We start from the raw sequence: 25706 nt of genomic DNA on the forward strand, positions 1-25706 counted from the left end.
ATGGTGGCAACGAACGGAAGGCAGAAAACATGATCCAGAAAAATTGGCAGGAATTGATCAAGCCGAACAAGGTGGAGTTCGCCTCCTCCGGCCGCACCAAGGCAACGTTGGTCGCGGAGCCGCTTGAGCGCGGCTTTGGCCTGACGCTCGGCAACGCGCTTCGTCGCGTCCTATTGTCGTCGCTGCGCGGTGCTGCCGTAACCGCGGTTCAGATCGACGGCGTATTGCATGAGTTCTCTTCTATCCCGGGCGTCCGGGAAGACGTGACCGACATCGTGCTCAACATCAAGGAAATCGCCATCAAGATGGATGGCGACGACGCAAAGCGCATGGTCGTGCGCAAGCAGGGTCCGGGCGTCGTGACCGCCGGTGACATTCAGACGGTTGGCGACATCGAGATCCTCAACCCGAACCACGTGATCTGCACCCTCGACGAGGGCGCGGAAATCCGCATGGAGTTCACCGTCAACAACGGCAAGGGCTACGTACCGGCTGACCGCAACCGCTCGGAAGATGCGCCGATCGGCCTCATTCCGGTCGACAGCCTGTACTCTCCGGTCAAGAAGGTCTCCTACAAGGTGGAAAACACCCGTGAAGGCCAGGTTCTCGACTACGACAAGCTGACGATGTCCATCGAAACCGATGGCTCCGTCACCGGCGAAGATGCGATCGCTTTCGCGGCCCGCATCCTTCAGGACCAGCTGTCGGTCTTCGTCAACTTCGACGAGCCGCAGAAGGAAACCGAGGAAGAGGCAGTCACCGAACTCGCCTTCAACCCCGCGCTTCTCAAGAAGGTCGACGAACTGGAGCTTTCCGTCCGTTCGGCCAACTGCCTGAAGAACGACAACATCGTCTATATCGGCGACCTCATTCAGAAGACCGAAGCAGAAATGCTCCGTACGCCGAATTTTGGTCGCAAGTCGCTCAACGAGATCAAGGAAGTTCTCGCTTCCATGGGCCTGCATCTCGGCATGGAAGTGCCGTCCTGGCCGCCGGAGAACATCGAAGACCTCGCCAAGCGTTACGAAGACCAGTACTAACCTATTAGACTGCGGGCGGATGCCTGCAAGTAAAGGAGAATAGCCATGCGCCACGGTAAAGCCGGCCGCAAGCTGAATAGAACCGCCAGCCACCGCAAGGCGATGTTTGCCAACATGGCAGCTTCGCTGATCGAGCACGAGCAGATCGTCACGACCCTGCCCAAGGCCAAGGAAATCCGTCCGATCGTGGAAAAGCTCGTCACGCTCGGCAAGCGCGGCGATCTGCATGCCCGCCGCCAGGCGATCTCGCAGATCCGCGACGTTGCCGTCGTCTCGAAGCTGTTCGACGCGATTGCCTCGCGCTACGCCACCCGCAACGGCGGCTACCTGCGCATCATGAAGGCAGGCTTCCGCCAGGGCGACAATGCCCCGCTCGCCGTCATCGAATTCGTTGACCGCGACGTCGACGCCAAGGGTTCGAAGGACCGCGCCCGCGTTTCTGCCGAAGCCGAAGCAGCCGAAGCGGCCTGATCCGATCGGTTGACGAAACCATTCAAGCGGCCGCCCCCGGCCGCTTTTTTTGTTGGTTTTACTGAAAGTAGCAGTAGATCCTCATTCCTGTGCCTCTCAAATCCTGTGATAGGCAAAGGAAGAAATGAGGGTCGGGAGAGGTCTTCGGGGCTTTGGCCGGTGCGGCTCTCCCGGCTTGTACGTTGCGCCTTTATCCCGCTCGGGCTTGCGACCGTACGGGTGCGGTGCCCTGGCGCCGCCACCGCAGAAACCGCTTTCTGACGGCGCGCCAGGCGACGAGCACCGCCACAAGGAACAGATAAAGCATTTGCTCAGGGCCTACGACCTTGACCGACATGGCGAAATGCAGCGCGCCGGCCGCGGCAATCACGTAGACGAGCCTGTGAAGCTTGTTCCATCGTTGCCCGAGGCGTCTTATCGACCAGTTGTTCGATGTAACCGCCAGCGGGATGAGCAGCACGAGGGCTGCCATGCCGATGGTGATGAAGGGACGGCGGGCGATGTCGGCGAGAATGGCCGGGAGAAGGAGCGTCTGGTCCAGCACCATATATGTGAGGAAATGCATCATCACATAGTAAAAGGCGAGGAGGCCCAGGGCGCGGCGGTATCTGAGCCAGTTGACGCCGAAGAGGTCGCGAATCGGCGTGATCGTCAGCGTGGCAATCAGGAAGCGGAGGGCCCAGATGCCGAGCAGGTGCTCGAATTCCTTGACCGCATTGCCGGGGAGCCGACCGGTGGCTCCAAGATAGAACCCCCAGGCGGCCGGTATGAGGCCGAGCGTATAGAGCGCCCAGATCGAAGGGCCGTGCAATCGTTTCGGCAGGGCAGGAAAGCTCGGCATCCTCAGAAATTCACCCTGAGGTCCATGCCGGCGTAGAGGTTCGCAACCTCTTCTGCGTAGCCGTTGAAGGGGAGCGTATCGCGGCGATTGGCGCCGAAGAAGCCGCCTTCGCCGATACGGTTTTCGGTCGCCTGGCTCCAGCGGGGATGATCGACGGCTGGATTCACATTGGCATAGAAGCCGTATTCAGTCGGCCCGGCGAGGTTCCAGGTGCACGGCGGCGGCGTCTCGGTCAGAGAGATGCGCACGATCGATTTGATTCCCTTGAAGCCGTATTTCCACGGCACCACCAGGCGGATCGGTGCGCCGTTCTGGTTCGGCAGCGTCTTGCCATAGAGCCCGACGGAGAGGATCGTCAGCGGGTGGCGCGCTTCGTCGAGCCTCAAGCCTTCCCGGTAGGGCCATTCCAGGGGCTGGAAATAACCGGACTGGCCCGGCATTTCCTCCGGCCGGACCACGGTCTCGAAGGCGACATATTTCGCGCTTCCGAGCGGCTCGACCCTGTCGAGGAGCGCGGCCAACGGAAAGCCGACCCAGGGAATGACCATCGACCACGCTTCGACGCAGCGCATCCGGTAAATTCTCTCTTCGAGAGGGAAGGCCAGGAGCTCCTCCAGGCCGAATTCCCGCGGCTTGCCGACCAATCCGTCGACCTTCACCGTCCAGGGCGCCGGCTTGAAGTTTGCGGAGTTGGCAGCCGGATCGCCTTTGCCGGTCCCGAATTCATAGAAGTTGTTGTAGGTGGTGGCGTCCTTTTCCGGCGTGGCGGGCTCATCGACCCTGTATATGCTCTTGGACGCGTCGAGTGCGGCAGCGCGGCTTGGCTTGGGCGCGGCGAGGGCCAGGCTTCCGGCCGCGGCGGCGATGAAGGTCCGCCGATCCAGGAAGAAGCGCTCCGGGGTGATTTCGGCAGCGGCAATCTTCGGCGTGCGATAGCTGGGCATGGGGTCTCCTCGGTGTCATTCGACTTTTTCTAATACACAAATGAGCAGAGTTTCGATCACCGGAAAAGGCTGGCGAGACCACGTTTTCGTGCATGACTCGTGAACGTCGCCTGCGTCTTTGGGGTGGCAAGGCCGAGCAATCGGCGCGCAGCACGTACTCCTATGAATTCCCTGATGAAACGACCCGTCCTTACGGCTGCATTGCGTTGGATTGTCGGGCGACAGGTTTGCCTTTTTCCGTGCGAAATCCTATCTGAACGTAGCAGCAACGAAAGGGAGAATGCTTCATGATTTTCGGCCATCGCGCTCTCGCGGCTCTCGTGCTTGCTGTTGCCATATCGACACCTGCGATGGCCCAGGATGCCAGGACCGTGCCGCAGTCGCGGTCGGAGATGCAGCTCTCTTTCGCGCCGCTCGTCAAACAGACGGCGAATGCGGTCGTCAACGTGTATGCCGAGCGCGTGGTTGAGCGTCGCTCGATCTTTGCCGGAGACCCTTTCTTCGAGGAATTCTTCGGGCAGCGGATGCCGAATCGCACCGAGAAGCAGTCGTCTCTGGGGTCGGGCGTGATCGTCGGCCGCAATGGCCTGGTCGTGACCAACAACCATGTCATCGAGGGCGGCGACGATATCAAGGTGGCGCTGGCCGACGGGCGTGAGTTCCCCTGCAAGGTCATATTGAAGGATGATCGCCTCGATCTGGCTGTCATGAAAATTCAGTCGGACGGTCCGTTCGACATCGTCCCGATCGGTGATTCCGACGCGGTGGAGGTCGGCGACCTGGTTCTGGCGATGGGCAATCCCTTCGGCGTCGGGCAGACGGTGACGAGCGGCATCGTGTCGGCGCTCGCCCGCAACCAGATTTCCAACGGCGATTTCGGCTTTTTCATCCAGACGGATGCGGCGATCAATCCGGGCAATTCCGGCGGCGGCCTGATCAACATGAAGGGCGAGTTGATCGGAATCAACACCGCGATTTTTTCGAGAGGCGGCGGTTCCAACGGCGTGGGCTTTGCGATCCCCGCCAACCTGGTCAAGGTTTTCGTTGCCTCCGCTGAAGGAGGCAACGGCTCGTTCATCCGTCCCTTCGTCGGGGCGACTTTCGAGCCGGTGACTTCCGATGTGGCCGAGGCGCTCGGGCTTGAGCGGGCCCGCGGGGCGCTGGTGACGGCGGTCGTCGCAGGCGGTCCGGCGGAGAGTGCCGGCATGCGCCCCGGACAGGTGGTCACCGCCGTCAACGGCATACCGGTCGAACACCCCGATGCGCTTGGTTATCGTCTGACCACCGTGGGGATCGGCCACGAGGCGCGGGTTACGATCTCGGAGAACGGCAGTTCGCGCGAAATCGCCCTCAAGCTTGAGCGGGCGCCGGAAACGCAGCCACGAGACGAACGGCTGATCGAGGGGCGCAACCCCTTCGCCGGCGCTGTCGTGGCAAATCTCTCGCCGCGGCTTGCGGACGAGTTGCGCATGCCCACGTCGCTGCAGGGGGTGGTCATCACGGAGATCAATCGCGGCTCGCCGGCTGCACGTATCGGCCTGGAACCGAAAGATATCGTTCGTTCAGTCAACGGGACGGCAATCGATAGTTCGAAGACGCTGGAAGGCGTCGTCGCCGAGGATGCCTCCTTCTGGCGTGTCGAGATCGAGCGCAACGGCCAGATCATCCGTCAGTTCTTCCGATGAGCGATCTCTTCGCCCCCCATGAACCTCCTGAAATGGCCTCGGCAAGGCCGCTGGCCGATCGCCTGCGCCCGCGCACGCTGGCGGAGGTGACCGGCCAGGAGCATCTGACCGGCCCCGACGGCGTGCTCACACGGATGATCGCTTCCGGATCCCTCGGCTCGATGATCTTCTGGGGCCCGCCGGGAACCGGCAAGACAACGGTTGCCCGTCTGCTTTCAGGCGAGGCAGGTCTCGCATTCGAGCAGATTTCGGCGATCTTCTCCGGCGTTGCGGATCTTAAGAAGGTATTCGAATCTGCGCGCGCCCGGCGCATGTCGGGGCGCCAGACGCTGCTTTTCGTCGACGAGATCCACCGGTTCAACCGGGCGCAGCAGGACAGCTTCCTGCCGGTCATGGAGGACGGCACCGTCATCCTGGTCGGCGCCACCACCGAGAACCCGTCTTTCGAGCTTAACGCCGCGCTTCTGTCGCGGGCGCGCGTCTTGACGTTCAAGCCGCATGACGAGGCCAGCCTCGAGGAGCTTCTGAAGCGGGCGGAGGCAGCCGAGGGCAAACCGCTGCCGCTCGATGACGACGCGCGGGCCAGCCTGATCCGCATGGCGGACGGGGACGGCCGGGCGGTGCTGACGCTCGCGGAAGAGGTATGGCGGGCGGCGCGCCGGGACGAGATATTCGATTCCGCCGGGCTTCAGGAGATCGTCCAGCGCCGCGCGCCGGTATACGACAAGGGCCAGGACGGCCATTACAACCTGATCTCGGCGCTCCATAAATCGGTTCGGGGGTCCGACCCGGACGCGGCGCTCTATTATCTCTGCCGCATGTTCGATGCCGGGGAGGATCCGCTCTATATCGGCAGGCGGCTCGTGCGGATGGCGGTCGAGGATATCGGCCTTGCCGATCCGCAGGCACTGGCGATCTGCAACGCCGCCAAGGATGCCTATGATTATCTCGGGTCCCCCGAAGGGGAACTGGCTCTTGCCGAGGCCTGCGTCTATCTTGCAACGGCGCCGAAATCCAACGCGGTCTATACCGCCTACAAGGCGGCGATGCGTGCGGCCAAGGAGAACGGATCTCTGCTGCCGCCGAAGCATATCCTCAACGCTCCGACGAAGCTCATGAAGGGGGAAGGCTACGGCGACGGCTACCGCTACGATCATGACGAGCCCGACGCATTCTCCGGCCAGGATTATTTCCCCGAGAAGATGGGCAGAAAGACCTTCTACGACCCTCCGGAGCGCGGCTTCGAACGTGAGATCCGCAAGCGGCTGGAGTGGTGGAACAAGCTTCGGCGCGACCGGAATTCGTGAGGGTTCGCCCCAGCTCCGTCACTCCCGCAGGGCTGCCTTGCCACAGGATACCTTGCTGTCGCGATGAGCCCGTGGCATAGAAGAACCACATCGCAGACGGCTGCACGGATCGAATGGATCCGAACTTCCGCGGGGACGGCCTCGCTCCACATGAAGGAGTTCGATATGGCCTGGTTCACGCTGTTGCTCGCCGGAATTCTCGAAATCGGCTGGGCGATCGGTCTCAAATACACGGATGGATTTACGCGGTTCACGCCGACTGTGCTGACGGTCGGGTCCATGATCCTGAGCGTCGTTCTGCTCGGAATAGCGGTGCGTTCGCTGCCGCTTGGCACGGCCTATGCCGTGTGGACCGGCATCGGCACCGTGGGTACCGTCATTCTCGGCATCATTCTGTTCGCAGAGCCCGCAACGGCGATGCGCCTCGGCTGCATCGGCCTCATCGTCGCGGGCATCGCGGGTCTGAAGCTCGTCGGCTGACGTGTTCGACCACTGAAAGTCTGCCCCTCATCCGGCCTGCCGGCCACCCTCTTCGCGCCAGCGGGGCGAACGAGACTCGCGGCGCCCCGGCAGGGGGATGAGGAGCAAGTGACCCTTCACGTCACTTCAGCGCGTCGAGTACGACCGCGGCAGCCAGCATTTCCCGCCAGCGGTTTTCGCGCCGTCTGAATGCCTCTTCGTCTGTTCCCCACTGTTCGATCTGCCAATCCTCGTCGACATGAGCGGCAGCCCATGCCTGTTCGGCGGAGAGCCTGCCCATGGCGAGGGCAAGAGCGAGCAGGGCGGATCCGGTCAGGCTGGTGACGGTGTGCAGGCAGGCGAGGCCGAGCGGTGTCGCAAAACCGCGCAGGCCCTCGGCAAAGGCCGAGACCGCCTCCGCCGGTTGTTCCTGATGGATCACGCCTTCCACGAGAATGAACCGGGCGCCGAGCGTCCGGGCGGCCCAGTCGATTATCGGATTCCAGTGCTCGTTCTGCCGAGCGACGAGTTCTTTCGGGCTGTCGGCCCGATAGCAGAGAAGATCGCTGCCGACAAAACGGACGATATCGTCGAAGACCGCACGATCGTCGAGCGCAACTCCGTCAATCGCGGTGTTGACGATCCGCGTGAGCGGCATCGCCGAGGGATCGATGATTTCGGTCTGGGCGTCCCACTCGGCTGCCAGCAGCCCTGCGAGCTTTTCGGTGGGTACGGTGAGCGCCCGTTTGGCCGGTGTGCGCACTGACCTTCCGTCGAGAAGCACGGCGTATCCGCCGTCATCCGCTGGTGCGGCGCTCGCCTGCTTGTAGAAGCGTTTCGGCAGCGGTTTCTGCATCTGGATCTGGGCCCGACGCACAGGATCGTCGTGGCTCAGCGCACCACTCAGTTCGTCGCGAATATCAGGCATGGCTGTGGTCCATCCATTCGATTATGTCTGCCGGAACGCGGGCGATGTGATCCGCACCGGATGCCATCAGCTCCGGGACACTGGCGTAACCCCAGGCGACGCCCAGGGCATCGGCGCCGGCGGCCTTCGCCATCTGCATGTCATAGATCGCGTCTCCGATCACGATCGTGTCGCGGGGATCGACTCCGGCCTCCGCGCAGCACTCCGTCACCATGGCGGGATGCGGCTTCGAGGGGCAGTCGTCCGCCGTGCGGGAGACGAAGAAAATCTTGTCGAGTCCATGCATCGCCGCGATATGCGTCAGACCTCGCCTCGATTTGCCGGTGACGGCACCGATCAGCAGTTCGTCGCGTCCGGCCAGAGTCTGCATCATCTCCGCAATGCCCGGAAACAGCGCTTCGCTGCAGCCGGGTTCGCCTCGTACCGAGGGGAATATAGATTTGTAATGCGCCGTCATTGCGGTCGCCCGGTCGTCGACGTGTTCCTGCCCCATGAGCCGGGCAATGGCGATATCGAGAGTGAGGCCGATGATCGCCTTGGTCGCATCCGATGTCGGGCGATCCAGATCGAAGGCCTCGAAGGTGCGGGCCATCACCTCATGGATCAGTCCCGCGCTGTCGACGAGCGTTCCGTCGCAATCGAAAAGGACGAGCTTCATCACTCTTCCTCGCCGGCGGCGTTTTCGTCGAAGCCGAGCAGGTTCCAGCTCTGCACCATGTGCTGGGGCAGGGGAGCGGTGATCTTCAGCCGCCCGCCGTTCGGATGCGGAATGTCTATGTGCCGCGCGTGAAGGTGCAGCCGGTTCTGCATGCCGCCGGGGAAGGTCCAGTTGACGTCCGCTTCGAAATATTTCGGATCGCCGATGATCGGATGGCCGATATGGGCGGCGTGGACGCGCAGCTGGTGCGTGCGGCCGGTATAGGGTTCCATTTCCAGCCAGGCGAGGTTCTGCCCGGCTTGTTCGACGATCCGGTAATAGGAGATGGCGTGGTCGGCGCCATTCTCGCCGTGCTTGGCAATCCGGACACGGTCGCCATCGGGCGTGGGCTCCTTTACCAGCCAGGTGGAAATCTTGTCTTCCCGCTTGCGCGGCACGCCCCTGACCAGGGCCCAGTATGTTTTCTTGGTGTCGCGCTCGCGAAACGCCGCGGTCAGCTGTTGCGCAGCCCCGCGCGTGCGGGCGACGACAAGTACGCCCGAGGTATCACGGTCGAGACGATGGACGAGGCGCGGCTTTTCGCCCTTCTGGCTGGTCCAGGCCTCGAGCATCTTGTCTATATGCCGGTTGACGCCCGAGCCGCCCTGAACGGCAAGGCCGGCCGGTTTGTTGAGCACGATGACCTTGGCATCCTCATGCAGCACCATGCGCGACAGAAGCTCTCCGTCCGGCGATTGACGCAGGTCCCGGCCGCCGATCGGGCCGGATTTCGCTTCCTTGGGATCGACGCCGAGCGGCGGAATGCGGATCGTCTGGCCGGGTTGTATGCGCGTGTCGGATTTTGCCCGCGCCCCGTCCACGCGGATCTGTCCGGAACGCAGCAGCTTCTGCAGCGGACCGAAACCCAGTCCGGGGAAATGGACTTTGAACCAGCGGTCGAGACGCATTCCCGCTTCGTCGCTGTCAACCTGCCTGTGTTCTATGCCCGCCATTTTGCAGAAATCCGCCTTCTTTTCTTTAAAGGCTGGCTTTAGACCATTGCGCGCATCAGGGCCAGCCCGGCGAACACGGCAAGTATCGAAAGACCGACGCTCGCCACGATATAGGCTAGGCCGCTCATCGTCTGCCCGTGTTCCAGAAGGGTGATCGCGTCGAGCGAAAAGGCCGAGAACGTCGTGTAGCCCCCCAGCACGCCGGTGATCAGGAACACGCGTATTTCCGGCGAGGCTCCCATCTTGTGCATGATGAATTCCGCCAGAAAACCGATCAGAAAGGAACCCGTAACGTTCACGAACAGCGTCCCCCAGGGAAAGACGGGTCCGGCGCGCTGCAGCATCCAGAGGCCGACGAGGTAGCGCAGGACGGAGCCAAGAGCGCCGCCGGCACCGACGAGGAGGATATGGTTCATCAAATCGTTCCGATCCGAGAAGGCTGCATCCTGTCAGCCGAGCCTCTCGGCGTGCCACCTGAGATGGTCGTCCATGAAGGTCGAGATGAAATAATAGGAATGGTCGTAACGCTCATGCATCCGGAGCGTAAGCCCGATGCCCGTTCCTTTGACGGCTTCTTCGAACAGCCAGGGGCGCAGACCGTTTTCGAGGAAGCCATCCGCCTTGCCCTGGTCGATCAGGAATTCCGGGAAGCGGGCCCCGTCCTCTACGAGGGCGCAGGCATCGTATTTCCGCCAGGCGGTCTTGTCGGGACCGAGATACTTCTCGAAGGCACCGACCGACCAATCGGCGGAAGACGGCGCGACGATCGGCGCGAAAGCGGAGCAACTCTTGAAACGCTCGGGGTCCTTGAGAGCGACGGTCATTGCGCCATGCCCGCCCATCGAGTGGCCGAAGATACCCTGGCGGCTCATATCCACGCGGAAATGCTGGCCGACGAGGGCTGGGAGTTCTTCTGTGATGTAGCTGTACATCCGATAGTGCTCGTCCCAGGGCTTCTCCGTCGCATCGAGATAGAAGCCGGCGCCCTTGCCCATCTGCCAATTGGTGAGCTCATCGGGAACATCCGCCCCTCTTGGGCTCGTATCCGGGCAGACGATGATGAGCCCCAGCTCCGAGGCCATGCGCCGGTACTCGCCTTTCTCCATGACATTGGCGTGGGTGCAGGTGAGGCCGGAGAGATACCAGAGAACGGGGCGAGGCTCCGTGATCGCCTGCGGCGGTACAAAGACGGCGAAGGTCATTTCGCCTTTGCAGGCCGTGGAATCATGAGCGTAGACGCCCTGCATGCCGCCGAAGGCCGTGTTCTGCGAGATTACTTTCATTCTTTGCTCCTGAATTTCATGGGGTGGCGCCCGCAAGCTGAACCGCGGCATTGACGGCGGCGGCGACGAGCACCGTGTTGAAGAAGAACGAGACGATAGCGTGCATCAGGTTCACGCGGCGCATCGCCGTTGTCGTGATGGCGACATCCGACGTCTGCGCCGTCATCCCGATGACGAAGGCGAAATAGAGGAAATCGTATCCGCCGGGACTGTCGGTCTCCGGGAATGCAAGACCGCGCGCTGCGGGATTGCTGGCGGGATCATTGCGGTCGGCAAGCCAATAAAGATGAGCATAATGCAGCGCGGCCATGGTGTGGATCGTCGCCCAGCCGAGCGCAACCGCTGCGAAGGCGATGGACAGCCCCACCGCGCCGCCGCCCCCGGCGCGGTTCAGCGCGAGGAACAGAGCCACCAGCGACGTGGCCGCGGCAACGAGCGTCACTAGGAAGATGATCGGCTCCGGCTCACCCGTGTCGCGCGCATTGGCCTGGAGATAACTGCCGGTAAGTTTGGGAAGCCGCAAAGCCGTGATCGACAGATAGATAAGGAAAAAGAGGATGGCCGCGACCTCGATTGCTTCTGCGCGGAAGAATGCAAAACCGATGGGCAGGCTGACCAACCCGCCCGTCAGGGCGAGATAGAACGGCCAGTGCCGCAGGCCTGCCTTCCGATCCATTCGCCGCCTCCGTTCGCCGGCTCTACCTTTTTACCCGTCGGCAGAGTCGGTCAAGCGTTTCGAGAAAAGCGGAGCGGTCGCGGGAGGTGAGGGCGGCGTTATAGCCTTTGCTTTCCCCGGTCTCCCTGAGATGGGCCGAGAGATCGCGCATCGCGGATGCCATGCCGATGTTGGTCGCGTCGAAGACGCGCCCGGTCGGCCCGGTGACGAGCGCTCCGGCGCCGACACAGCGCACGGCAAGCGGCACGTCGGCAGTGACGACGATGTCGCCGTCCCTGGCGCGTTCGGCGATCCAATCATCCGCTGCGTCGAAACCGGCCGATACGATGACGTTGCGAACCATCGGATCGCGCGAGGGGCGCAGGCCGGAATTGGCGACAAAGGTCACCTCCAGGCCATGGCGCTCGGCCACCTTCAGGATTTCCGGCTTTACCGGGCACGCATCGGCATCGACATAGATCATCGGGGATAGCTTCCGGCAGGCAAAAAAGCGCCGGATTCATCGGCCTCCGGCGCTTTCCTGAATGAGATTGCGAACTCAGTAGACAACGACAGAGCGAATGCTCTCGCCGGAATGCATGAGCTCGAACCCCTTGTTGATGTCCTCGAGCGGCATGGTGTGGGTGATCATCGGATCGATCTCGATCTTGCCCTCCATGTACCAGTCGACGATCTTCGGCACGTCGGTGCGCCCGCGCGCGCCGCCGAAGGCGGTGCCCATCCAGGTACGGCCGGTGACGAGCTGGAACGGCCTGGTGGCAATCTCCTGGCCGGCGCCGGCGACGCCGATGATCACCGACTTGCCCCAGCCGCGATGCGAGGCTTCGAGCGCCTGGCGCATGACCTTGGTGTTGCCGGTGCAGTCGAAGGTGTAGTCGGCGCCGCCGATCTGGTCGGCACCGCGCTTCGTCAGGTTGACGAGATAGGGCACGATGTCGTCGCCGACCTCCTTCGGATTGACGAAGTGGGTCATGCCGAACTTTTCGCCCCAGGGCTTCTTGTCGTTGTTGAGGTCGACGCCGATGATCATGTCGGCGCCGGCAAGGCGAAGCCCCTGGATGACGTTGAGCCCGATGCCGCCGAGACCGAAGACGATGGCGGTGGCGCCGATCTCGACCTTGGCGGTGTTGATCACCGCGCCGATGCCGGTGGTGACGCCGCAGCCGATATAGCAGATCTTGTCGAAGGGGGCGTCCGGATTAACCTTGGCGAGCGCGATCTCCGGCAGCACGGTGAAATTCGAAAAGGTCGAGCAGCCCATATAGTGGTGGACCTTGTCGCCGTTGATCGAGAACCGCGAGCTGCCGTCCGGCATCAGCCCTTGCCCCTGGGTGGCGCGGATGGCGGTGCAGAGATTGGTCTTGCGGCTGAGGCAGGAGGGGCAGGAGCGGCATTCCGGCGTATAGAGCGGGATGACGTGGTCGCCCTTCTTCACCGAGGTGACGCCGGGGCCGACATCGACGACGATGCCGGCGCCCTCATGACCGAGGATCGCCGGGAACAGCCCCTCCGGATCGGCCCCCGACAGCGTGAAATCGTCGGTATGGCAGATGCCGGTCGCCTTCACCTCGACCAGCACCTCGCCGGCCCGAGGGCCTTCGAGCTGCACGGTCATGACCTCAAGCGGCTTGCCGGCTTCCAGGGCCACGGCGGCGCGTACGTCCATTTCTCTACTCCATCAAACTAAGAACAACGAGGCGGGGCGACCGTCATATCGCGCCGGTCGCCACCGGCAAGAGGAAAAATCCTATCCGATCACCGAACGTCCTGGTTCAGGCGTTCGAATTCCATCTCGAGTGCCGAAATGGCCTCGGCGGTTTGATCGTGCAGCTTCTTTACGAGATCCAGCTGCTTGCGAAGTTCGTCCCCCGAAGCATCTCCGGCGTTATCATCCGGTGCGCGTCCGATACCGGCCATCAGCCAGGCGGGCGTCACGCCAAGCACGCCGGCCAGCATGAACAGGCGATTGGCCCGTGGCTCGGCGCGATCGCGTTCCCAGGAGGAAATGGTGTCGCTGCGGACACCGAGCTTGCTGGCAAGCTCCTTCGTAGAGAGTCCCGTCGCGTCACGCGCTCTCCAGATACGACCGCCCAGCGTATCGCCGTCTCCTGTCTCACGCAGACGTGCAATCGCATTCTCGGTTGATAACAGCATGGTAGCTCCTTTCGCCTGTTGTCGTTGTCGGGTGCCGAGGCACCCTGACTGCCCGCGGTGGGGCGAAGGTGAGGGGAGCTTATAGGCTTTTCCTTGCGGATGGGGCAATGTGAAGCGGCAAAAAGACGGCTAAAAGCGGCTTTGCCGACGTTTCCGAACGGAGCAACGTGCCGTGGGACCCTGCTATTCGTTCTCGATGCGGGTCGGGCCGAAGACCCTTTCGAAGGCCTCCCTCAGCCTGATATCGACGTCGGCCATCATGACGGGCAGACCGAGATCGACGAGGCTGGTGACGCCATAGCCGCGAATGCCGCAAGGCACGATGCCCCCGAAATGCTCGAGGTCCGGATCGACGTTCAACGACAATCCGTGAAAGCTCACCCATTTGCGCAAGCGAATGCCGATTGCCGCTATCTTGTCCTCCGCCATCGTGCCGTCCATGAGCGGCGGCTTTTCCGGGCGGCGCACCCAGACGCCGACACGATCTTCACGGCGTTCGCCCTTGACGTTCATGGAATCGAGCGTGGCGATGATGACGCTCTCGAGTGCGGCGACAAATCCGCGGACGTCCTGGCGTCTGCGCTTCAAGTCGAGCATGACGTAGACGACCCGCTGCCCGGGACCGTGATAGGTGTATTCGCCGCCTCTTCCGGTGGCAAAAACCGGGAGCATATCCGGCATCACGAGGTCGGCGGCGTTGGCGCTGGTTCCCGCGGTGAACAGCGGCGGATGCTCGACCAGCCAGACCAGCTCGTCGGCGGTGCCGTCCGCGATCGCGGCGGCTTCGCGCTCCATCGTCTCGACGGCCTCCGGATATTCCACGAGGGAAGGCGCAATGCGCCACCGCACCGGCGGTGCATCCGGCGGAGCGAACATGCTCTGGATAAGATCTTCGCGTTGCATGGGAACCTTGCGAATACTGATTTTTTCCGGCCTGTACATGGGGTCGCCGACGGCAAGAGTCCAGCGTTTCCAGTGGTTCGCGGGGAGCCGATCGAAATAGTTTTGTTTCTCGTCAAATTTCTGTCGTCACGCACTTGTGCACCCGGAATCCTTTTGCTACATGCAGCCCCGCCGACGCAATCGGCACCTACCACGATGCGGTCGTGGCGGAATTGGTAGACGCGCAGCGTTGAGGTCGCTGTGGGGCAACCCGTGGAAGTTCGAGTCTTCTCGACCGCACCATCTAAGATGAAGAAGCCCTCGTAACCAAATGGTTCCGTGGGTTTTTTTATTTTTAATCCTCTTTCACGACGTTGTTGCTGGACGCGGTAGGACGCGAGGACTATTCTCGGATTTACGGCGCAAAACAGCTCGGCGTCATGCCTCGGGCCACAGCGTCGTCCAGGTCTCTGCTCCGTGCCGATGCGGAGCGCCCGCCACGACATCGACATGGCGGTGCCCGATCACGAAATCACCGTTCTACACGATGTTGTTGATGGCTAAATTCGTGGAATCGCAAAAAAAAAGTCGGCGAATGAGCAGGGACAAGTTATGATTCGCTTGTCATGACGGATTCGCGAGAAGCGCCGGCATGATGGGGTGACAGAGCGACGAGTCTTGCGGAGTGCGCCTCATAACGTTGATGAGGCGCCGATCGGTCGGTCCCGAACTGATAGGCGGATGTTCGTCGCTGGCTGCTGCTTCGGTATCCGTTTCAGTGTCGGTTACGTGAAGGAACTTTGAAGCTAGGAAAACCGTTCACCTGAAGCAGATGCCGAAAGGCAGCGAGCCCGTTTCAACCAAGCGGCCCGCCGCGGGAGAGCACGATGCAAAGGAGTGAATCTGACGTCTTCGATCTCTTTTCGGAGATTTATACGAGTGCAGCGCAAGAAGAGATAAGTCTACAGGAATATCTCCTCGCATGTCGCGATGACAAAAGCATGTACGCCACCGCTCAGGAACGAATGGTGGACGCAATTGGAGACCCGATTCTCGTCGATACCAGCGCTGACGAGCGTTTAGGTCGGATCTTCGCAAACCGAACCATCAAAATCTACCCGGCCTTCTCCGACTTCTTCGGCATGGAAGACACGATCGAACGGATCGTCGGCTACTTCCGCTATGCCGCGCAGGGTCTCGAGGAGCGCAAGCAGATCCTTTATCTTCTGGGGCCGGTCGGCGGCGGCAAGTCTTCGCTCGCCGAAAGATTGAAGAAGCTGATGGAACTGCGACCGATCTACACGCTGATGGTCGACGGCAAGATCAGCCCGGTTTTCGAATCGCCGCTCGGCCTGTTCCATCCCGAACGGATGGCCGATCTCCTGGAAGACAAATACGGCATCGCCCGTAGGAGGCTGACAGGCCTGATCTCTCCCTGGGCCGCCAAGCGGCTGGACGAGGTCGGTGGCGACATATCCAAGTTCAGCGTCGTCAAGCTGATGCCGTCGCGCCTGCGTCAGATCGGCATCGCCAAGACCGAGCCGGGCGACGAGAACAATCAGGATGTCTCCTCGCTTGTCGGCAAAGTCGATATCCGCCAGCTCGAGAACTACAGCCAGGCCGACCCGGATGCCTACTCCTACAGCGGCGGCCTGAACCGCACGACGCAGGGGCTGCTCGAATTCGTCGAAATGTTCAAGGCGCCGATCAAGGTCCTGCATCCTCTTCTGACGGCGACCCAGGAAGGCAGCTACAACGGTACGGAAAACTTCGGCGCATTCCCGTTTCAGGGCACCATTCTGGCCCACTCCAACGAATCGGAATGGCTGCAGTTCAAGAACAACCGCAACAACGAGGCGTTCCTGGACCGCATCCTGGTGGTCAAGGTGCCCTATTGCCTGCGCGTCACCGAGGAGAAGCAGATCTACGAAAAGCTTCTTCGCGAGAGCGAACTGGTCAGCAATCCCTGCGCACCCGAGGTGTTGGAGATACTGAGCCGTTTCACGGTATCCACCCGGCTCGTTCCTCACGAGAACTCGTCTCTCTACACCAAGATGCGCGTCTATGACGGCGAGAACCTCAAGGATGTCGACCCGAAGGCACGATCGGTGCAGGAGTATCGGGACGCTGCCGGCGTCGATGAGGGCATGACGGGCGTCAGCACGCGCTTTGCCTTCAAGGTCCTGTCCGAGGCCTTCAATTACGACACGAAGGAGGTCGCGGCCGATCCCGTACATCTGATGTACATCCTGGAGCAGGCCATCAAGCGCGAGCAGTTTGCGAAGGAAACGGAGGCAGCCTATCTCGACTTCATCAAGTCGGAACTCGCCACGCGTTATGCGGAATTCATCGGTCACGAGATCCAGAAGGCCTATCTCGAGTCTTACAGCGAATACGGCCAGAACCTGTTCGACCGCTATATCGCCTATGCCGATGCCTGGCTCGAGGACCAGGACTTCAAGGATCCCGATACGGGGCAGATCCTCAACCGCAAGATCCTCGACAGCGAGCTGTCTCAGATCGAAAAACCGGCGGGCATCGCCAATCCGAAGGACTTCCGCAACGAGGTGGTCAAGTTCACCTTGCGGGCGCGGGCCAAGAACCATGGCAAGAACCCGTCTTGGACGAGCTATGAAAAACTTCGCGAGGTCATCGAGAAGCGCATGTTCGGTCAGGTCGAAGACCTGTTGCCGGTCATCAGCTTCGGGTCGAAGAAGGACAGCTCCACAGAGAAGCAGCATGTCGAATTCGTACAGCGCATGAAGGAGCGTGGGTACACCGAACGGCAGGTGCGGCGTCTCGTCGACTGGTACATGCGTGTAAACAAGGCGGGTTGAGGCTGCGGATGCGGGGGTTAGCTAATGCCGAATTTCATCGACCGTCGCCTCAATCCGAAGGATAAGAGTCTCGGTAACAGGCAACGCTTCCTGAAACGGGCACGAGAGGAACTGAAGCGCACCATCAAAGAGCGGGTCAAGTCGGGCAAGATCGCGGATGTCGATGCCGAACAGAACGTGTCCATGCCCGCCCGCGGCGTCAACGAGCCGGCTTTCCAGCCGGACTCCAACAGCGGCGAGCGACGCCACGTCCTGCCGGGCAACCGGGAGTTCGCGGCGGGAGACCGTATCCCCAAAAGGGGGTCAGGCGGCGGTGCGGGCAATGCGGGAGCCGGCACCGGTCAGAGCGAAGACGAGTTTCAGTTCGTCCTTTCGCGCGAGGAGGTGCTCGATCTCTTCTTCGAGGACCTCGAACTCCCCGACATGGTAAAGCTCAATCTGAAGGAATCGGTTACCTTCAAGCGACGGCGGGCCGGCTTCAGCGCAAGCGGCTCCCCGACGAACATCAATGTCGGCCGCACCATGCGCAACAGCTACGGACGCCGCATCGCATTGCGGCGGCCGTCGCGCCGGGAAATCGAGGCGATTGCCGACGAGATTGCCGGGCTGGAGACGGAGCCGCGCGGACGCATCAAACACCGGCAGCGCCTGGAGGAACTGCGCCAGAAGCTCGACGGTCTCGAGCGCCGGCGCCGGCGTATTCCCTATGTCGATCCCGTGGACATTCGCTTCAATCGGTTCGAGCCGCAGCCGCTGCCCAATGCGAGTGCGGTCATGTTCTGCCTCATGGATGTCTCCGCTTCGATGGGGGAGCGGGAGAAGGACCTCGCCAAGCGTTTTTTCGTGCTGCTGCACCTCTTCCTCAAGCGGCGCTACGAGCGGATCGACATCGTGTTCATCCGGCACACCGACGAGGCCGGCGAGGTCGACGAGAATACCTTCTTCTACAGCAAGCAGAGCGGCGGCACGGTCGTTTCCACCGCGCTGGAGGAGATGCTGCGCGTCATCCGGGAGCGCTATCCTGCCCATGAATGGAACATCTATGCTGCGCAGGCGTCGGACGGCGAGAATATCTCAGGCGACTCCGAACGCTGCGCTTCCCTTCTTCACGACGAACTGATGGGACTTTGCCAATACTACGCCTATGTCGAGATTATCGATGAGCGAGAGACGGAGATTTTCGGCACTACCGATAACGGGACTTCGCTCTGGCGGGCCTATCGCACCGTCGACGGCGAATGGCCGAATTTTCAGATGACCCGCATCGCGAAACCGGCGGATATCTACCCCGTCTTCCGAAAACTCTTCGGCAAGCAGCCGGAAATGCAATTGCGCAAGTGAAAAGGGACCGGGATGTCAAAGGGCGCCGCCTCAAACCTTCTGTTCCACAGTTCCGACTGGAATTTCGAGACGCTGGCGCGCACCTACGATGCCATCGAGGAGATCGCGCTCGGCGATCTCGGTCTCGACGTATACCCCAATCAGCTCGAGATCATCTCCTCCGAGCAGATGCTGGATGCCTACTCGTCGGTGGGCATGCCGCTCATGTACCAGCATTGGTCTTTCGGGAAGCGCTTCGTTTTCGAGGATCATCTCTATCGCAGGGGCCGGCGCGGCCTCGCTTATGAGCTGGTGATCAACTCCAATCCCTGCATCACCTACTTGATGGAGGAGAACACCATGGCCATGCAGGCCCTGGTGACCGCACATGCAGCCTTCGGCCACAATCATTTTTTCAAGAACAATTACCTCTTCCGGCAGTGGACCGACGCCAGCGCAATCCTCAGCTATATGGACTTCGCGAAGAAATACATCAGCAAATGCGAAGAACGGCACGGAACGACGGCGGTCGAGGCGATCCTCGACTCTGCCCATGCACTCATGGAGCAGGGCGTGTTCCGCTACAGACGGCCCCCGCGCCTGTCGACCGAAAAAGAGCAGGAGCGGATGCGCGAGAGGCTGGAATATGAAGAGCAGACCTTTAGCGACCTGTGGAGAACGCTTCCGCCCGCGGGAGAGAACAACGATCCCACGCAATTGGAACGGGAGCTCTCCGAGCGGAAAAAATCGCTGAACCTCCCGGAAGAGAACCTGCTCTATTTCCTGGAGAAGACCAGCCTCATCCTTGAGCCCTGGCAGCGGGAGATACTGCGAATCGTTCGCGTGATCGCGCAGTACTTCTATCCGCAGCGACAGACGAAGGTCATGAACGAGGGATGCGCCACTTTCGTCCACTACACCATCATGAACAGCCTTTTCGACCAGGGCAAAATAAGCGAAGGCGCGATGCTGGAGATTCTCCAGAGTCATACCAATGTCGTTTTCCAGCCGGGCTTCGACGATCCCCGCTTTCCGGGGATCAACCCCTATGCGTTGGGATTTGCCATGATGCAGGACATCGAACGCATCTGCGTCGAGCCGACGGCGGAGGATCGCGATTGGTTTCCCGAAATCGCCGGCACCGGCAATTGGCGCGAGACGCTTCTCGATGCCTGGGCGAACCACCGTGACGAGTCCTTCATCCTGCAATTCCTCAGTCCTGCGCTGATCCGAAAGTTTCGGCTGTTCCTGCTGACGGACGAGGCGGACGACAATTTCTGCGAGGTGGCATCCATCCATAACGAGCGTGGCTACGAAACGATTCGCGGCGCTCTCGCCCGCAGCTACGACATCGGAAGCAGCCAGCCGGACATCCAGGTGATGGATGTCGATTTGTTGGGCGACCGGCACCTGCGATTGCAGCACAATGTAAAGAATGGAGTGCTCCTGGAGGAGAACAGCCGCGATGCCACTCTGCGCCACGTCCGCCGTCTGTGGGGCTATGAGGTGAGCCTCGCCGGCGTCGATATGGAGGGCGGCGAGACGCTCTACGAGTGCTCGACGGAGGAGCTGTCGGACTAAGGTCTGTTGAGATTCAGTTCGAGTTTATGACGGCTGCTGCGAGATGGATAATGGCGTTGAAGCTCTGGTCGGCTGTACGGCACGCATGGCGATGCGCTGAATTCCTTGAGTAGTGCTACAGCGACCTTTGCCGTCTCATAAGACGCGCGCGGCGCTGTAGGAAACGTCATGCTCTCCTCGCCTCATCCCTGTGCTCGTCACAGGGATCCAGCAGCGCCGCGTCTGCGGCGCGGGAAGAGCTCTTTCAGCCCAAGGACTTGGTCTGGCTGGATTCCTGTGACGAGCACAGGAATGAGGGAAATCAAAGAAGCGGCGGCGGCCCGAATCTCCAGCACAGACAGGGGAAAGGAGAGACGGGCCGAGTGTGAGCGGTGTTCGGCCGGCATACCGCCTCTCATAGTGATCTGATGCGCCTGCACTGGCCCGGCCGTCGACTCGGCGATTATTTCTCGGTCCCGTCCGGGGAAACCTGCTGCGACTGGCCGCCGGTGCCGGTCTGTGCCGTGGGATCCCGGTCGGTCGGGACGGGCTGTCCGGTGCCGACGCTGCCTGTCTGCTCCGGCGAGGGCGCCGGTTGGACCTGTTCGGTTTCGGTCAGGCGGTCGTTGTCGGTGCTTTCACCCCAGATTTCGACGGCGCCCCAGGCGAGGAGGGCGAGGAACAGTCCGCCGACGAGGACCCCAAGCACCGGAACGCCCGTGCGACCCTGCTTGGCTTCCTCACCGGTGAAATTCTCTCGATCCGCTCCGTGCGTTGCCGAGGCCGGATCGCCGCGTTCGTCAAGATATTTGGCCATCGCTTTGACTCCACTGGCTATCTACAGCGCCGCGCCTCAAGAGAGGCGAAAGGTCGGTGTAGCACCTTGAATTGCTGCATTTTTCGTCCTTGGACCGGCTAGGATCCGAGGATACATGCAGTAGGGAACGGAGCGGAGGCCAACAATGTTCCGTGATCAGTCGCCGGGCGGCCAGGAGTCGGCGACGCTACGGCGAACGAGCTTATATGTATGGTCGGGTTGAACCTCATAGGTCTCGAAGACCATGGTGCCCTTATGAAGGAACCGGTTCTGGATCATGGTCCCAGGGGCCGCACGGGTCTTCCGAGAGGAGGCAGTTTCTCCATAGGTGAGGCTTCCCGGAAGCGGCTCCAGGTCGGGAGGGGTCGCGGTGCAGGCTGCAAGCGCAACCACGCAGAGAAGCATGAGGGCTATTTTGTTCATCAATTGTCCTTCGCCTTGCTGTTTGGAGCCGATGGCCGACCGGAAGACGGTTTACGGCAGATCGAAGGGGTGCCGCAATCATTGCGTGCCGGGAAAAGCTTCGGCTCGGTTAAATTTTTCGAACCGCTTGACGGCGCGTTCGCGCTTCAGTCTGGAAAGCCGTCGAATCCAGAAGATACCGTTGAGCTGGTCGATCTCATGCTGCAGGCAGACCGCCATCAATCCCTCGGCTTCTTCCTCGCGGGTCTCGCCGTCCAGCGTTTGAAAGCTGACGCGCACGCGCGCCGGCCGCTCCACTTCTTCCGTGACACCCGGCATCGAGACACTGCCTTCGCTGTGGCGCACCGTCTCGCTCGACTGCCAGACGATTTCCGGGTTGACGAAGCTGCGCGGTCCTATCTGCGGGTCGACTTCGATGGCGGTCAGCCGCTGCAGAATGCCGATGTGTGGCGCGGTGATGCCTATGCCGGGGGCTGCGCGCATGGTGTCGACGAGATCGTCTGATAGCTGGCGGAGAGCGCCATCGAACCGGCTGATCTGCTCGGCTGACGTCGTCAGCAGCGCACTTGGAAAGCGTATGATCGGTCGGACAGCCATGAGAAATGTCTCTGCTCGGGTGAGTGGTCGGGCCGGCGCCCGGTGGGATCGTCACATTCGTTTCATCATTTCCTATGTTTTTGCAACAGCTTGGATAAATGTTCCGAGGCGGATCGCCGATCTCGTCTCGACTGTGGACTGAGGCGGAGCTTTGCGCTAGCAGGGCAGAGGAGCCGTTCCGGCGCGGGCTCGGTCGGCGGTAATCTCTGGAGGGGGCCATGAGCAGCACCGGCGACGACGACCGCGGTTCCGACGAAATCGCTGTCCACGGCGACTCGGACATCTACGCTGAAGACGGCTCGGTACGCTCCGATTTCCTGATGCATGTCGGCGCCGCAATCGCGGATCGCGATATCATTTACCTTCGCCAGCATGTCGCCGGCCTCCATGCGTCGGAACTGGGCGACCTGATCGAGGCGATCCAGCCGGAGCAGCGTATCGCACTGGTTCTGCTGCTTGGCAAGGATTTCGACCTGGCTGCGCTGACCGAGGTCGATGAAGGAATCCGTCTCGACATTGTCGAACATCTGCCGAACGAGCAGATTGCCGAGGCGATCGGCGAGATGGATTCCGATGACGCGGTCTACATTCTCGAGGATCTCGACGAGGAGGATCAGGACGAGATCCTCGCCAAGCTTCCCTTTACCGAGCGCGTCCGCCTGCGCCGCTCGCTCGATTATCCGGAGAGCACCGCCGGGCGGCGCATGCAGACCGAGTTCGTCGCGGTGCCGCCTTTCTGGACCGTCGGCCAGACGATCGATTACATGCGCGAGGACGACGACCTTCCCGAAAGTTTCACGCAGATCTTCGTCATCGATCCGACTTTCAAGCTGCTGGGGGCAGTCGATCTGGACCGGGTGCTGCGCGCTAAGCGCTCGGTAAAGATCGATGCGATCATGCGTGACACAAGCCATTCGGTGCCAGCGGAAATGGACCAGGAGGAGGCGGCGCAACTCTTTGAACAGTATGACCTCCTCTCGGCCGCCGTCGTTGATGAAAACGGCCGGCTCGTCGGCGTGCTGACGATCGACGACGTGGTCGACGTGATCCAGGAAGAGGCGGAAGAGGATTTCCTGCGCCTGAGCGGCGTCGGCGACGAAGAACTGTCGGACTCGGTCGCGGAAGCCGCGCGCTCACGCGTTCCCTGGCTTTTCATCAACTCGATGACGGCTTGCGTTTCTGCCTCGGTCATCGGCCTGTTCGATGCGACGATCCAGCAGATTGTCGCACTTGCGGTCCTGATGCCGATCGTCGCAGGCATGGGCGGCAATGCCGGATCGCAAACCATGACCGTGACGGTGCGTGCGCTCGCAACCCGGGGGCTCGATATTCACAACGCGCCGAGAATCATCCGCCGCGAGGCGGGCGTCGGACTTTTGAACGGCGTGATCTTCGGTTCGTTCATCGGGCTTGTTGCGGGACTTTGGTTCCAGAATCCCGACCTCGGCGGCATCATCGCGACCGCGATGCTGGTCAACATGATGGCCGCCGCGCTCGCCGGCATCCTGATCCCGATTCTGCTCGAAAGATACGGCGCCGACCCGGCGGTCTCTTCCGCCGTCTTCGTGACGACCGTCACCGACATAACCGGCTTCTTCAGCTTTCTCGGCATTGCCACATGGTGGTTCAGCATCAGCTGAGGTGCGACGCACGCGGGGGCGCCGTGTTTGACTTTTACGTCAAAGTCAACAATAGTTAAGGCGCGTCTTTGATGGAATGGCTGCGTGAACAAATATTATAGCATTACCGAGCTGACCCGGGAATTCGGCATCTCGACCCGGACACTGCGCTTCTATGAGGATGAAGGTCTGATTCATCCGGAGCGTCGTGGCCGCACGCGTCTGTTCCGCCCCGCCGACAGGCACCTAATAAAGGAGATCCTGCGTGGCCGGCGCATTGGCTTTACCATTGCCGAAATTCGCGAGATCATTCAGGTCTACAAGGATCCGCCGGGTGAGATGGGCCAGCTGCAGCTCTTGATCAAGCGCGTCGAGGAGAAGCGCGAGGACTTGCGGCAGAAGCGCAAGGACATCGAAGACACACTTAGCGAACTCGACAATGTCGAAGAGGCCTGCCTCACGCGCCTTGCCGAAATCGGCGTCGGCACCTGACGATCCCTGATTTTCTGCGTATTCGTTTCGTACGCCGATGCAGCCAGTGAAAGGCGGCTCGCATACGCGAGCGCTGGCGTAGGGCACCCAAAAAACTCCCTCATTCCTGTGTGCGTCACAGGAGTCCAGCCAGCCCAAAGCCCTGGGCAAACTCTTCCATCTCCGCTCAAATCCAACGGCTCGTGTGCCGGCAATATCGCTCGAACTCGAAACCGAAGCGCGACAGCAGGTGCCGCTCCTCCTTGCGGATCGCGAAAAGCGTGGTCAATCCGACCGCCGCGATTGCCATGATGAAGAACCAGGGGTTGATAGTCGCCAATCCGAGGCCGGTCATCGCCAGCGTGTAGCTGAAATAGATCGGGTTGCGGGTGAAACGAAATGGGCCGCAGGTAACGAGGCAGGTGGCGCACCGGTTCGGAAGTACGGCTGTGTGGCGGTCAAGGAGGGTTTTGACGGCCCAGAGATCGATGGTGATCGCCAGCACGACAAGGCCGTAGCCCACCAGCGAGAGGATCCAGCTGTGCTCGTGCGCCACCGGGATCGGGAAAAGGTGGCCCAGGGCCAGCGCGGTGAGAACGGCCGCGCCATAGAGCAGAGGCGGCCATGGAAACTTCAGCGGCTTGGCACGAAAGGCATTCATGTCCTAGTCCCCCGACTGTGCCTCTCCTGATTGTGCATCCATTGTGCACTGACCCGCGATTCGCGCAATGCGTTCGTCCGTGCTCACGTCGATCTTGCCCAGGTTCAGATCGTCGAACAGGTTCTGTTCCTTCAAGCCGGCGAGTGTGCAACCGCAAAAGGCGCTGCAGGAGATCGCGGAATTTTCATTGCTGCATGCCCGTTCGCAATTCAGCAGATAGACCTGTGCCGGATCCGGCGTCGGGGCGGGAACGGCGAGAGAGAAAAGATAGACTGCCGCGATAAGTAGCGGCTGGTGGATGAGATATATCAGAAGGCTGTGACGGCCGCCAAAGGCGAGAGGCGTCATCCACGGGAGCTTACGGGTCCCGGCGCTTCGGCTGCGCCGGGCGGAAAATAGCGGGTGGAGCAGCTTCGCGGTGCCGAGGCCGAGCAGGAAAGGGGCAACCCACGGAAGCAGAGGAACGTAGTCATTCGAGCGCGGGATCGCTTCCGAGAGGCCGACCCACCAGAGCGCCGGCATGTCGAAAAACGACGAGCGCAGATACAGGGGCGCCGCGAAGGCCGCGGCAGCTGCAAGAAAGGAAACGGCGGCCGGCAATTTCAGAAACAGGAGGCCGACGAGGCTTGCCGCGGCAATGGCGTGAAGAATCCCGAAGAAGATGAACGACTGGGGGAAGGCGAACCAGGTCCCGATGCTGATCAGCGCGGCTGCGCCGGCGATCTTCGCGAAACGTATGATGAAAGCGCGCGGACGGAGTTTCGGGAACTGGCCGAGCACGAGGCTGTAACCGGCAAGAAACAGGAAGCTGCTGGCAATCAAGCGTGCAAACATCCGCCAGCCGCCCGTCCCGGCGGTGCCGGCCGCGACATAGCCGAAGAATTCGAGGTCCCACACAAAGTGATAGAGGGCCATAGCGACGAGGGCCAGCCCGCGCAGCGCATCCAGGAGGACCATCCGGTGGGTTCCGGTCACCTCCGTGCGCATTTGCACTTGAGGGGTCGTCGTCGCGCTGTATTCGGACATCGAAGAGTCGCTCTGCTGCTGGAGGTCTACGAGGGCGTCTCATTTCAGTCGCGTC

Annotated in this window: 27 protein-coding genes and 1 tRNA gene; 11 read left to right on the plus strand and 17 right to left on the minus strand. The window is 61.4% G+C overall.

Features of this window, described 5'->3' with window-relative positions:
• Positions 1-29 precede the first annotated feature (29 nt).
• Both AC5J09_RS19065 and rplQ read left to right on the plus strand, forming a co-directional pair.
• Positions 30-1040, plus strand: coding sequence for a DNA-directed RNA polymerase subunit alpha (locus tag AC5J09_RS19065; RefSeq protein WP_003536494.1), 1011 nt, complete (start codon positions 30-32; stop codon positions 1038-1040).
• A gap of 45 nt (positions 1041-1085) precedes the next feature.
• Complete coding sequence (gene rplQ, locus AC5J09_RS19070; RefSeq protein ID WP_003536492.1) at positions 1086-1511, plus strand: 50S ribosomal protein L17; 426 nt, start codon at positions 1086-1088, stop codon at positions 1509-1511.
• Between the two features lie 190 nt (positions 1512-1701).
• On the opposite strand, the gene msrQ is transcribed toward rplQ, so the two are convergent.
• Both msrQ and msrP read right to left on the minus strand, forming a co-directional pair.
• Positions 1702-2352, minus strand: a complete 651-nt coding sequence (msrQ, locus tag AC5J09_RS19075; protein ID WP_411923627.1) for a protein-methionine-sulfoxide reductase heme-binding subunit MsrQ — start codon at positions 2350-2352, stop codon at positions 1702-1704.
• 2 nt (positions 2353-2354) lie between these two features.
• Complete coding sequence (gene msrP / locus AC5J09_RS19080; RefSeq protein WP_494298220.1) at positions 2355-3296, minus strand: protein-methionine-sulfoxide reductase catalytic subunit MsrP; 942 nt, start codon at positions 3294-3296, stop codon at positions 2355-2357.
• A 287-nt stretch (positions 3297-3583) separates the two neighbouring features.
• Between msrP and AC5J09_RS19085 the strand changes: the two genes are divergently transcribed.
• The 3 genes from AC5J09_RS19085 to sugE all read left to right on the plus strand — a co-directional run bounded on the left by AC5J09_RS19085 (position 3584) and on the right by sugE (position 6768).
• Entirely contained in the window at positions 3584-4981 is a 1398-nt protein-coding gene (locus AC5J09_RS19085; RefSeq protein WP_100672249.1) for a DegQ family serine endoprotease, read from the plus strand.
• Positions 4978-6288: a replication-associated recombination protein A gene (locus AC5J09_RS19090; RefSeq protein WP_100672250.1), complete on the plus strand. Its 1311-nt coding sequence runs from the start codon at positions 4978-4980 to the stop codon at positions 6286-6288. Before AC5J09_RS19085 ends, AC5J09_RS19090 begins: the two co-directional genes overlap by 4 nt.
• A 165-nt stretch (positions 6289-6453) precedes the next feature.
• Positions 6454-6768 (plus strand): quaternary ammonium compound efflux SMR transporter SugE, encoded by a 315-nt coding sequence (sugE, locus tag AC5J09_RS19095; protein WP_014529703.1) that lies wholly within the window; start codon positions 6454-6456, stop codon positions 6766-6768.
• A 121-nt stretch (positions 6769-6889) separates the two neighbouring features.
• Here the strand turns inward: sugE and AC5J09_RS19100 are convergent, their stop codons facing one another.
• The 10 genes from AC5J09_RS19100 to lipB form a co-directional block, all read right to left on the minus strand.
• A complete protein-coding gene (locus AC5J09_RS19100; RefSeq protein ID WP_338279261.1) occupies positions 6890-7675 on the minus strand; it encodes an ATP12 family chaperone protein in 786 nt (261 codons plus the stop codon).
• Positions 7668-8333, minus strand: coding sequence for an HAD-IA family hydrolase (locus AC5J09_RS19105; RefSeq protein ID WP_494298223.1), 666 nt, complete (start codon positions 8331-8333; stop codon positions 7668-7670). The genes AC5J09_RS19100 and AC5J09_RS19105 overlap by 8 nt, the downstream gene beginning before the upstream one ends.
• Entirely contained in the window at positions 8333-9325 is a 993-nt protein-coding gene (locus tag AC5J09_RS19110) for an RluA family pseudouridine synthase (protein ID WP_018099565.1), read from the minus strand. Before AC5J09_RS19110 ends, AC5J09_RS19105 begins: the two co-directional genes overlap by 1 nt.
• Before the next feature lie 38 nt (positions 9326-9363).
• Positions 9364-9741 (minus strand): fluoride efflux transporter CrcB, encoded by a 378-nt coding sequence (gene crcB, locus AC5J09_RS19115; RefSeq protein WP_100672253.1) that lies wholly within the window; start codon positions 9739-9741, stop codon positions 9364-9366.
• A gap of 33 nt (positions 9742-9774) precedes the next feature.
• Complete coding sequence (fghA, locus tag AC5J09_RS19120) at positions 9775-10608, minus strand: S-formylglutathione hydrolase (protein WP_494298224.1); 834 nt, start codon at positions 10606-10608, stop codon at positions 9775-9777.
• Between the two features lie 16 nt (positions 10609-10624).
• Positions 10625-11284, minus strand: a complete 660-nt coding sequence (locus tag AC5J09_RS19125; protein WP_324763274.1) for a DUF1345 domain-containing protein — start codon at positions 11282-11284, stop codon at positions 10625-10627.
• Between the two features lie 22 nt (positions 11285-11306).
• The gene (locus tag AC5J09_RS19130; RefSeq protein WP_494298225.1) at positions 11307-11747 is read right to left on the minus strand and encodes a YaiI/YqxD family protein; all 441 of its coding nucleotides are present in this window, start codon (positions 11745-11747) and stop codon (positions 11307-11309) included.
• A 75-nt stretch (positions 11748-11822) separates the two neighbouring features.
• Positions 11823-12950, minus strand: a complete 1128-nt coding sequence (locus AC5J09_RS19135; protein WP_275600017.1) for an S-(hydroxymethyl)glutathione dehydrogenase/class III alcohol dehydrogenase — start codon at positions 12948-12950, stop codon at positions 11823-11825.
• 89 nt (positions 12951-13039) lie between these two features.
• The gene (locus AC5J09_RS19140) at positions 13040-13438 is read right to left on the minus strand and encodes a helix-turn-helix domain-containing protein (RefSeq protein WP_411923255.1); all 399 of its coding nucleotides are present in this window, start codon (positions 13436-13438) and stop codon (positions 13040-13042) included.
• Positions 13439-13621: 183 nt separating this feature from the next.
• Positions 13622-14380, minus strand: coding sequence for a lipoyl(octanoyl) transferase LipB (lipB, locus tag AC5J09_RS19145; protein WP_018097855.1), 759 nt, complete (start codon positions 14378-14380; stop codon positions 13622-13624).
• Positions 14381-14538: 158 nt separating this feature from the next.
• On the opposite strand from lipB, the gene AC5J09_RS19150 reads away from it, so the two are divergent.
• From AC5J09_RS19150 to AC5J09_RS19165, 4 genes are all read left to right on the plus strand, one after another.
• Positions 14539-14623 (plus strand) — tRNA-Leu (locus AC5J09_RS19150).
• Between the two features lie 584 nt (positions 14624-15207).
• Positions 15208-17157 carry a PrkA family serine protein kinase gene (locus AC5J09_RS19155; RefSeq protein WP_018097854.1) on the plus strand — a complete coding sequence of 650 codons (1950 nt, stop codon included), beginning with the start codon at positions 15208-15210 and terminating at the stop codon, positions 17155-17157.
• Between the two features lie 24 nt (positions 17158-17181).
• A complete protein-coding gene (locus tag AC5J09_RS19160) occupies positions 17182-18498 on the plus strand; it encodes a YeaH/YhbH family protein (RefSeq protein ID WP_018097853.1) in 1317 nt (438 codons plus the stop codon).
• A gap of 12 nt (positions 18499-18510) precedes the next feature.
• Positions 18511-20058, plus strand: a complete 1548-nt coding sequence (locus AC5J09_RS19165) for a SpoVR family protein (RefSeq protein ID WP_494298227.1) — start codon at positions 18511-18513, stop codon at positions 20056-20058.
• A gap of 442 nt (positions 20059-20500) precedes the next feature.
• On the opposite strand, the gene AC5J09_RS19170 is transcribed toward AC5J09_RS19165, so the two are convergent.
• The 3 genes from AC5J09_RS19170 to AC5J09_RS19180 all read right to left on the minus strand — a co-directional run bounded on the left by AC5J09_RS19170 (position 20501) and on the right by AC5J09_RS19180 (position 21874).
• Positions 20501-20854, minus strand: a complete 354-nt coding sequence (locus tag AC5J09_RS19170) for a hypothetical protein (RefSeq protein WP_324763276.1) — start codon at positions 20852-20854, stop codon at positions 20501-20503.
• A gap of 156 nt (positions 20855-21010) precedes the next feature.
• Positions 21011-21277: a hypothetical protein gene (locus AC5J09_RS19175; RefSeq protein ID WP_275600019.1), complete on the minus strand. Its 267-nt coding sequence runs from the start codon at positions 21275-21277 to the stop codon at positions 21011-21013.
• Positions 21278-21355: 78 nt separating this feature from the next.
• Complete coding sequence (locus tag AC5J09_RS19180) at positions 21356-21874, minus strand: peptide deformylase (RefSeq protein WP_100673971.1); 519 nt, start codon at positions 21872-21874, stop codon at positions 21356-21358.
• Between the two features lie 218 nt (positions 21875-22092).
• Between AC5J09_RS19180 and mgtE the strand changes: the two genes are divergently transcribed.
• A complete protein-coding gene (mgtE, locus tag AC5J09_RS19185) occupies positions 22093-23514 on the plus strand; it encodes a magnesium transporter (RefSeq protein WP_100673970.1) in 1422 nt (473 codons plus the stop codon).
• Positions 23515-23598: 84 nt separating this feature from the next.
• Complete coding sequence (locus tag AC5J09_RS19190) at positions 23599-23985, plus strand: MerR family transcriptional regulator (RefSeq protein WP_003536722.1); 387 nt, start codon at positions 23599-23601, stop codon at positions 23983-23985.
• A 166-nt stretch (positions 23986-24151) separates the two neighbouring features.
• Here AC5J09_RS19190 and AC5J09_RS19195 read toward each other — a convergent pair whose 3' ends face one another.
• On the minus strand, positions 24152-24625 hold the full coding sequence (locus tag AC5J09_RS19195) for a methyltransferase family protein (protein WP_100673969.1): 474 nt from the start codon (positions 24623-24625) through the stop codon (positions 24152-24154).
• Positions 24626-24628: 3 nt separating this feature from the next.
• Positions 24629-25651 (minus strand): heparan-alpha-glucosaminide N-acetyltransferase, encoded by a 1023-nt coding sequence (locus tag AC5J09_RS19200; RefSeq protein ID WP_494298228.1) that lies wholly within the window; start codon positions 25649-25651, stop codon positions 24629-24631.
• Between the last annotated feature and the right edge of the window lie 55 nt (positions 25652-25706).

The organism is Sinorhizobium sp., from assembly GCF_059070375.1.

Coding starts and splice junctions, on each gene's coding strand:
- AC5J09_RS19065 (WP_003536494.1), top strand. CDS start 30: ATGATCCAGAAAAATTGGCAGGAATTGATCAAGCCGAACAAGGTGGAG.
- rplQ (WP_003536492.1), top strand. CDS start 1,086: ATGCGCCACGGTAAAGCCGGCCGCAAGCTGAATAGAACCGCCAGCCAC.
- msrQ (WP_411923627.1), bottom strand. CDS start 2,352: ATGCCGAGCTTTCCTGCCCTGCCGAAACGATTGCACGGCCCTTCGATC.
- msrP (WP_494298220.1), bottom strand. CDS start 3,296: ATGCCCAGCTATCGCACGCCGAAGATTGCCGCTGCCGAAATCACCCCG.
- AC5J09_RS19085 (WP_100672249.1), top strand. CDS start 3,584: ATGATTTTCGGCCATCGCGCTCTCGCGGCTCTCGTGCTTGCTGTTGCC.
- AC5J09_RS19090 (WP_100672250.1), top strand. CDS start 4,978: ATGAGCGATCTCTTCGCCCCCCATGAACCTCCTGAAATGGCCTCGGCA.
- sugE (WP_014529703.1), top strand. CDS start 6,454: ATGGCCTGGTTCACGCTGTTGCTCGCCGGAATTCTCGAAATCGGCTGG.
- AC5J09_RS19100 (WP_338279261.1), bottom strand. CDS start 7,675: ATGCCTGATATTCGCGACGAACTGAGTGGTGCGCTGAGCCACGACGAT.
- AC5J09_RS19105 (WP_494298223.1), bottom strand. CDS start 8,333: ATGAAGCTCGTCCTTTTCGATTGCGACGGAACGCTCGTCGACAGCGCG.
- AC5J09_RS19110 (WP_018099565.1), bottom strand. CDS start 9,325: ATGGCGGGCATAGAACACAGGCAGGTTGACAGCGACGAAGCGGGAATG.
- crcB (WP_100672253.1), bottom strand. CDS start 9,741: ATGAACCATATCCTCCTCGTCGGTGCCGGCGGCGCTCTTGGCTCCGTC.
- fghA (WP_494298224.1), bottom strand. CDS start 10,608: ATGAAAGTAATCTCGCAGAACACGGCCTTCGGCGGCATGCAGGGCGTC.
- AC5J09_RS19125 (WP_324763274.1), bottom strand. CDS start 11,284: ATGGATCGGAAGGCAGGCCTGCGGCACTGGCCGTTCTATCTCGCCCTG.
- AC5J09_RS19130 (WP_494298225.1), bottom strand. CDS start 11,747: ATGATCTATGTCGATGCCGATGCGTGCCCGGTAAAGCCGGAAATCCTG.
- AC5J09_RS19135 (WP_275600017.1), bottom strand. CDS start 12,950: ATGGACGTACGCGCCGCCGTGGCCCTGGAAGCCGGCAAGCCGCTTGAG.
- AC5J09_RS19140 (WP_411923255.1), bottom strand. CDS start 13,438: ATGCTGTTATCAACCGAGAATGCGATTGCACGTCTGCGTGAGACAGGA.
- lipB (WP_018097855.1), bottom strand. CDS start 14,380: ATGTACAGGCCGGAAAAAATCAGTATTCGCAAGGTTCCCATGCAACGC.
- AC5J09_RS19155 (WP_018097854.1), top strand. CDS start 15,208: ATGCAAAGGAGTGAATCTGACGTCTTCGATCTCTTTTCGGAGATTTAT.
- AC5J09_RS19160 (WP_018097853.1), top strand. CDS start 17,182: ATGCCGAATTTCATCGACCGTCGCCTCAATCCGAAGGATAAGAGTCTC.
- AC5J09_RS19165 (WP_494298227.1), top strand. CDS start 18,511: ATGTCAAAGGGCGCCGCCTCAAACCTTCTGTTCCACAGTTCCGACTGG.
- AC5J09_RS19170 (WP_324763276.1), bottom strand. CDS start 20,854: ATGGCCAAATATCTTGACGAACGCGGCGATCCGGCCTCGGCAACGCAC.
- AC5J09_RS19175 (WP_275600019.1), bottom strand. CDS start 21,277: ATGAACAAAATAGCCCTCATGCTTCTCTGCGTGGTTGCGCTTGCAGCC.
- AC5J09_RS19180 (WP_100673971.1), bottom strand. CDS start 21,874: ATGGCTGTCCGACCGATCATACGCTTTCCAAGTGCGCTGCTGACGACG.
- mgtE (WP_100673970.1), top strand. CDS start 22,093: ATGAGCAGCACCGGCGACGACGACCGCGGTTCCGACGAAATCGCTGTC.
- AC5J09_RS19195 (WP_100673969.1), bottom strand. CDS start 24,625: ATGAATGCCTTTCGTGCCAAGCCGCTGAAGTTTCCATGGCCGCCTCTG.
- AC5J09_RS19200 (WP_494298228.1), bottom strand. CDS start 25,651: ATGTCCGAATACAGCGCGACGACGACCCCTCAAGTGCAAATGCGCACG.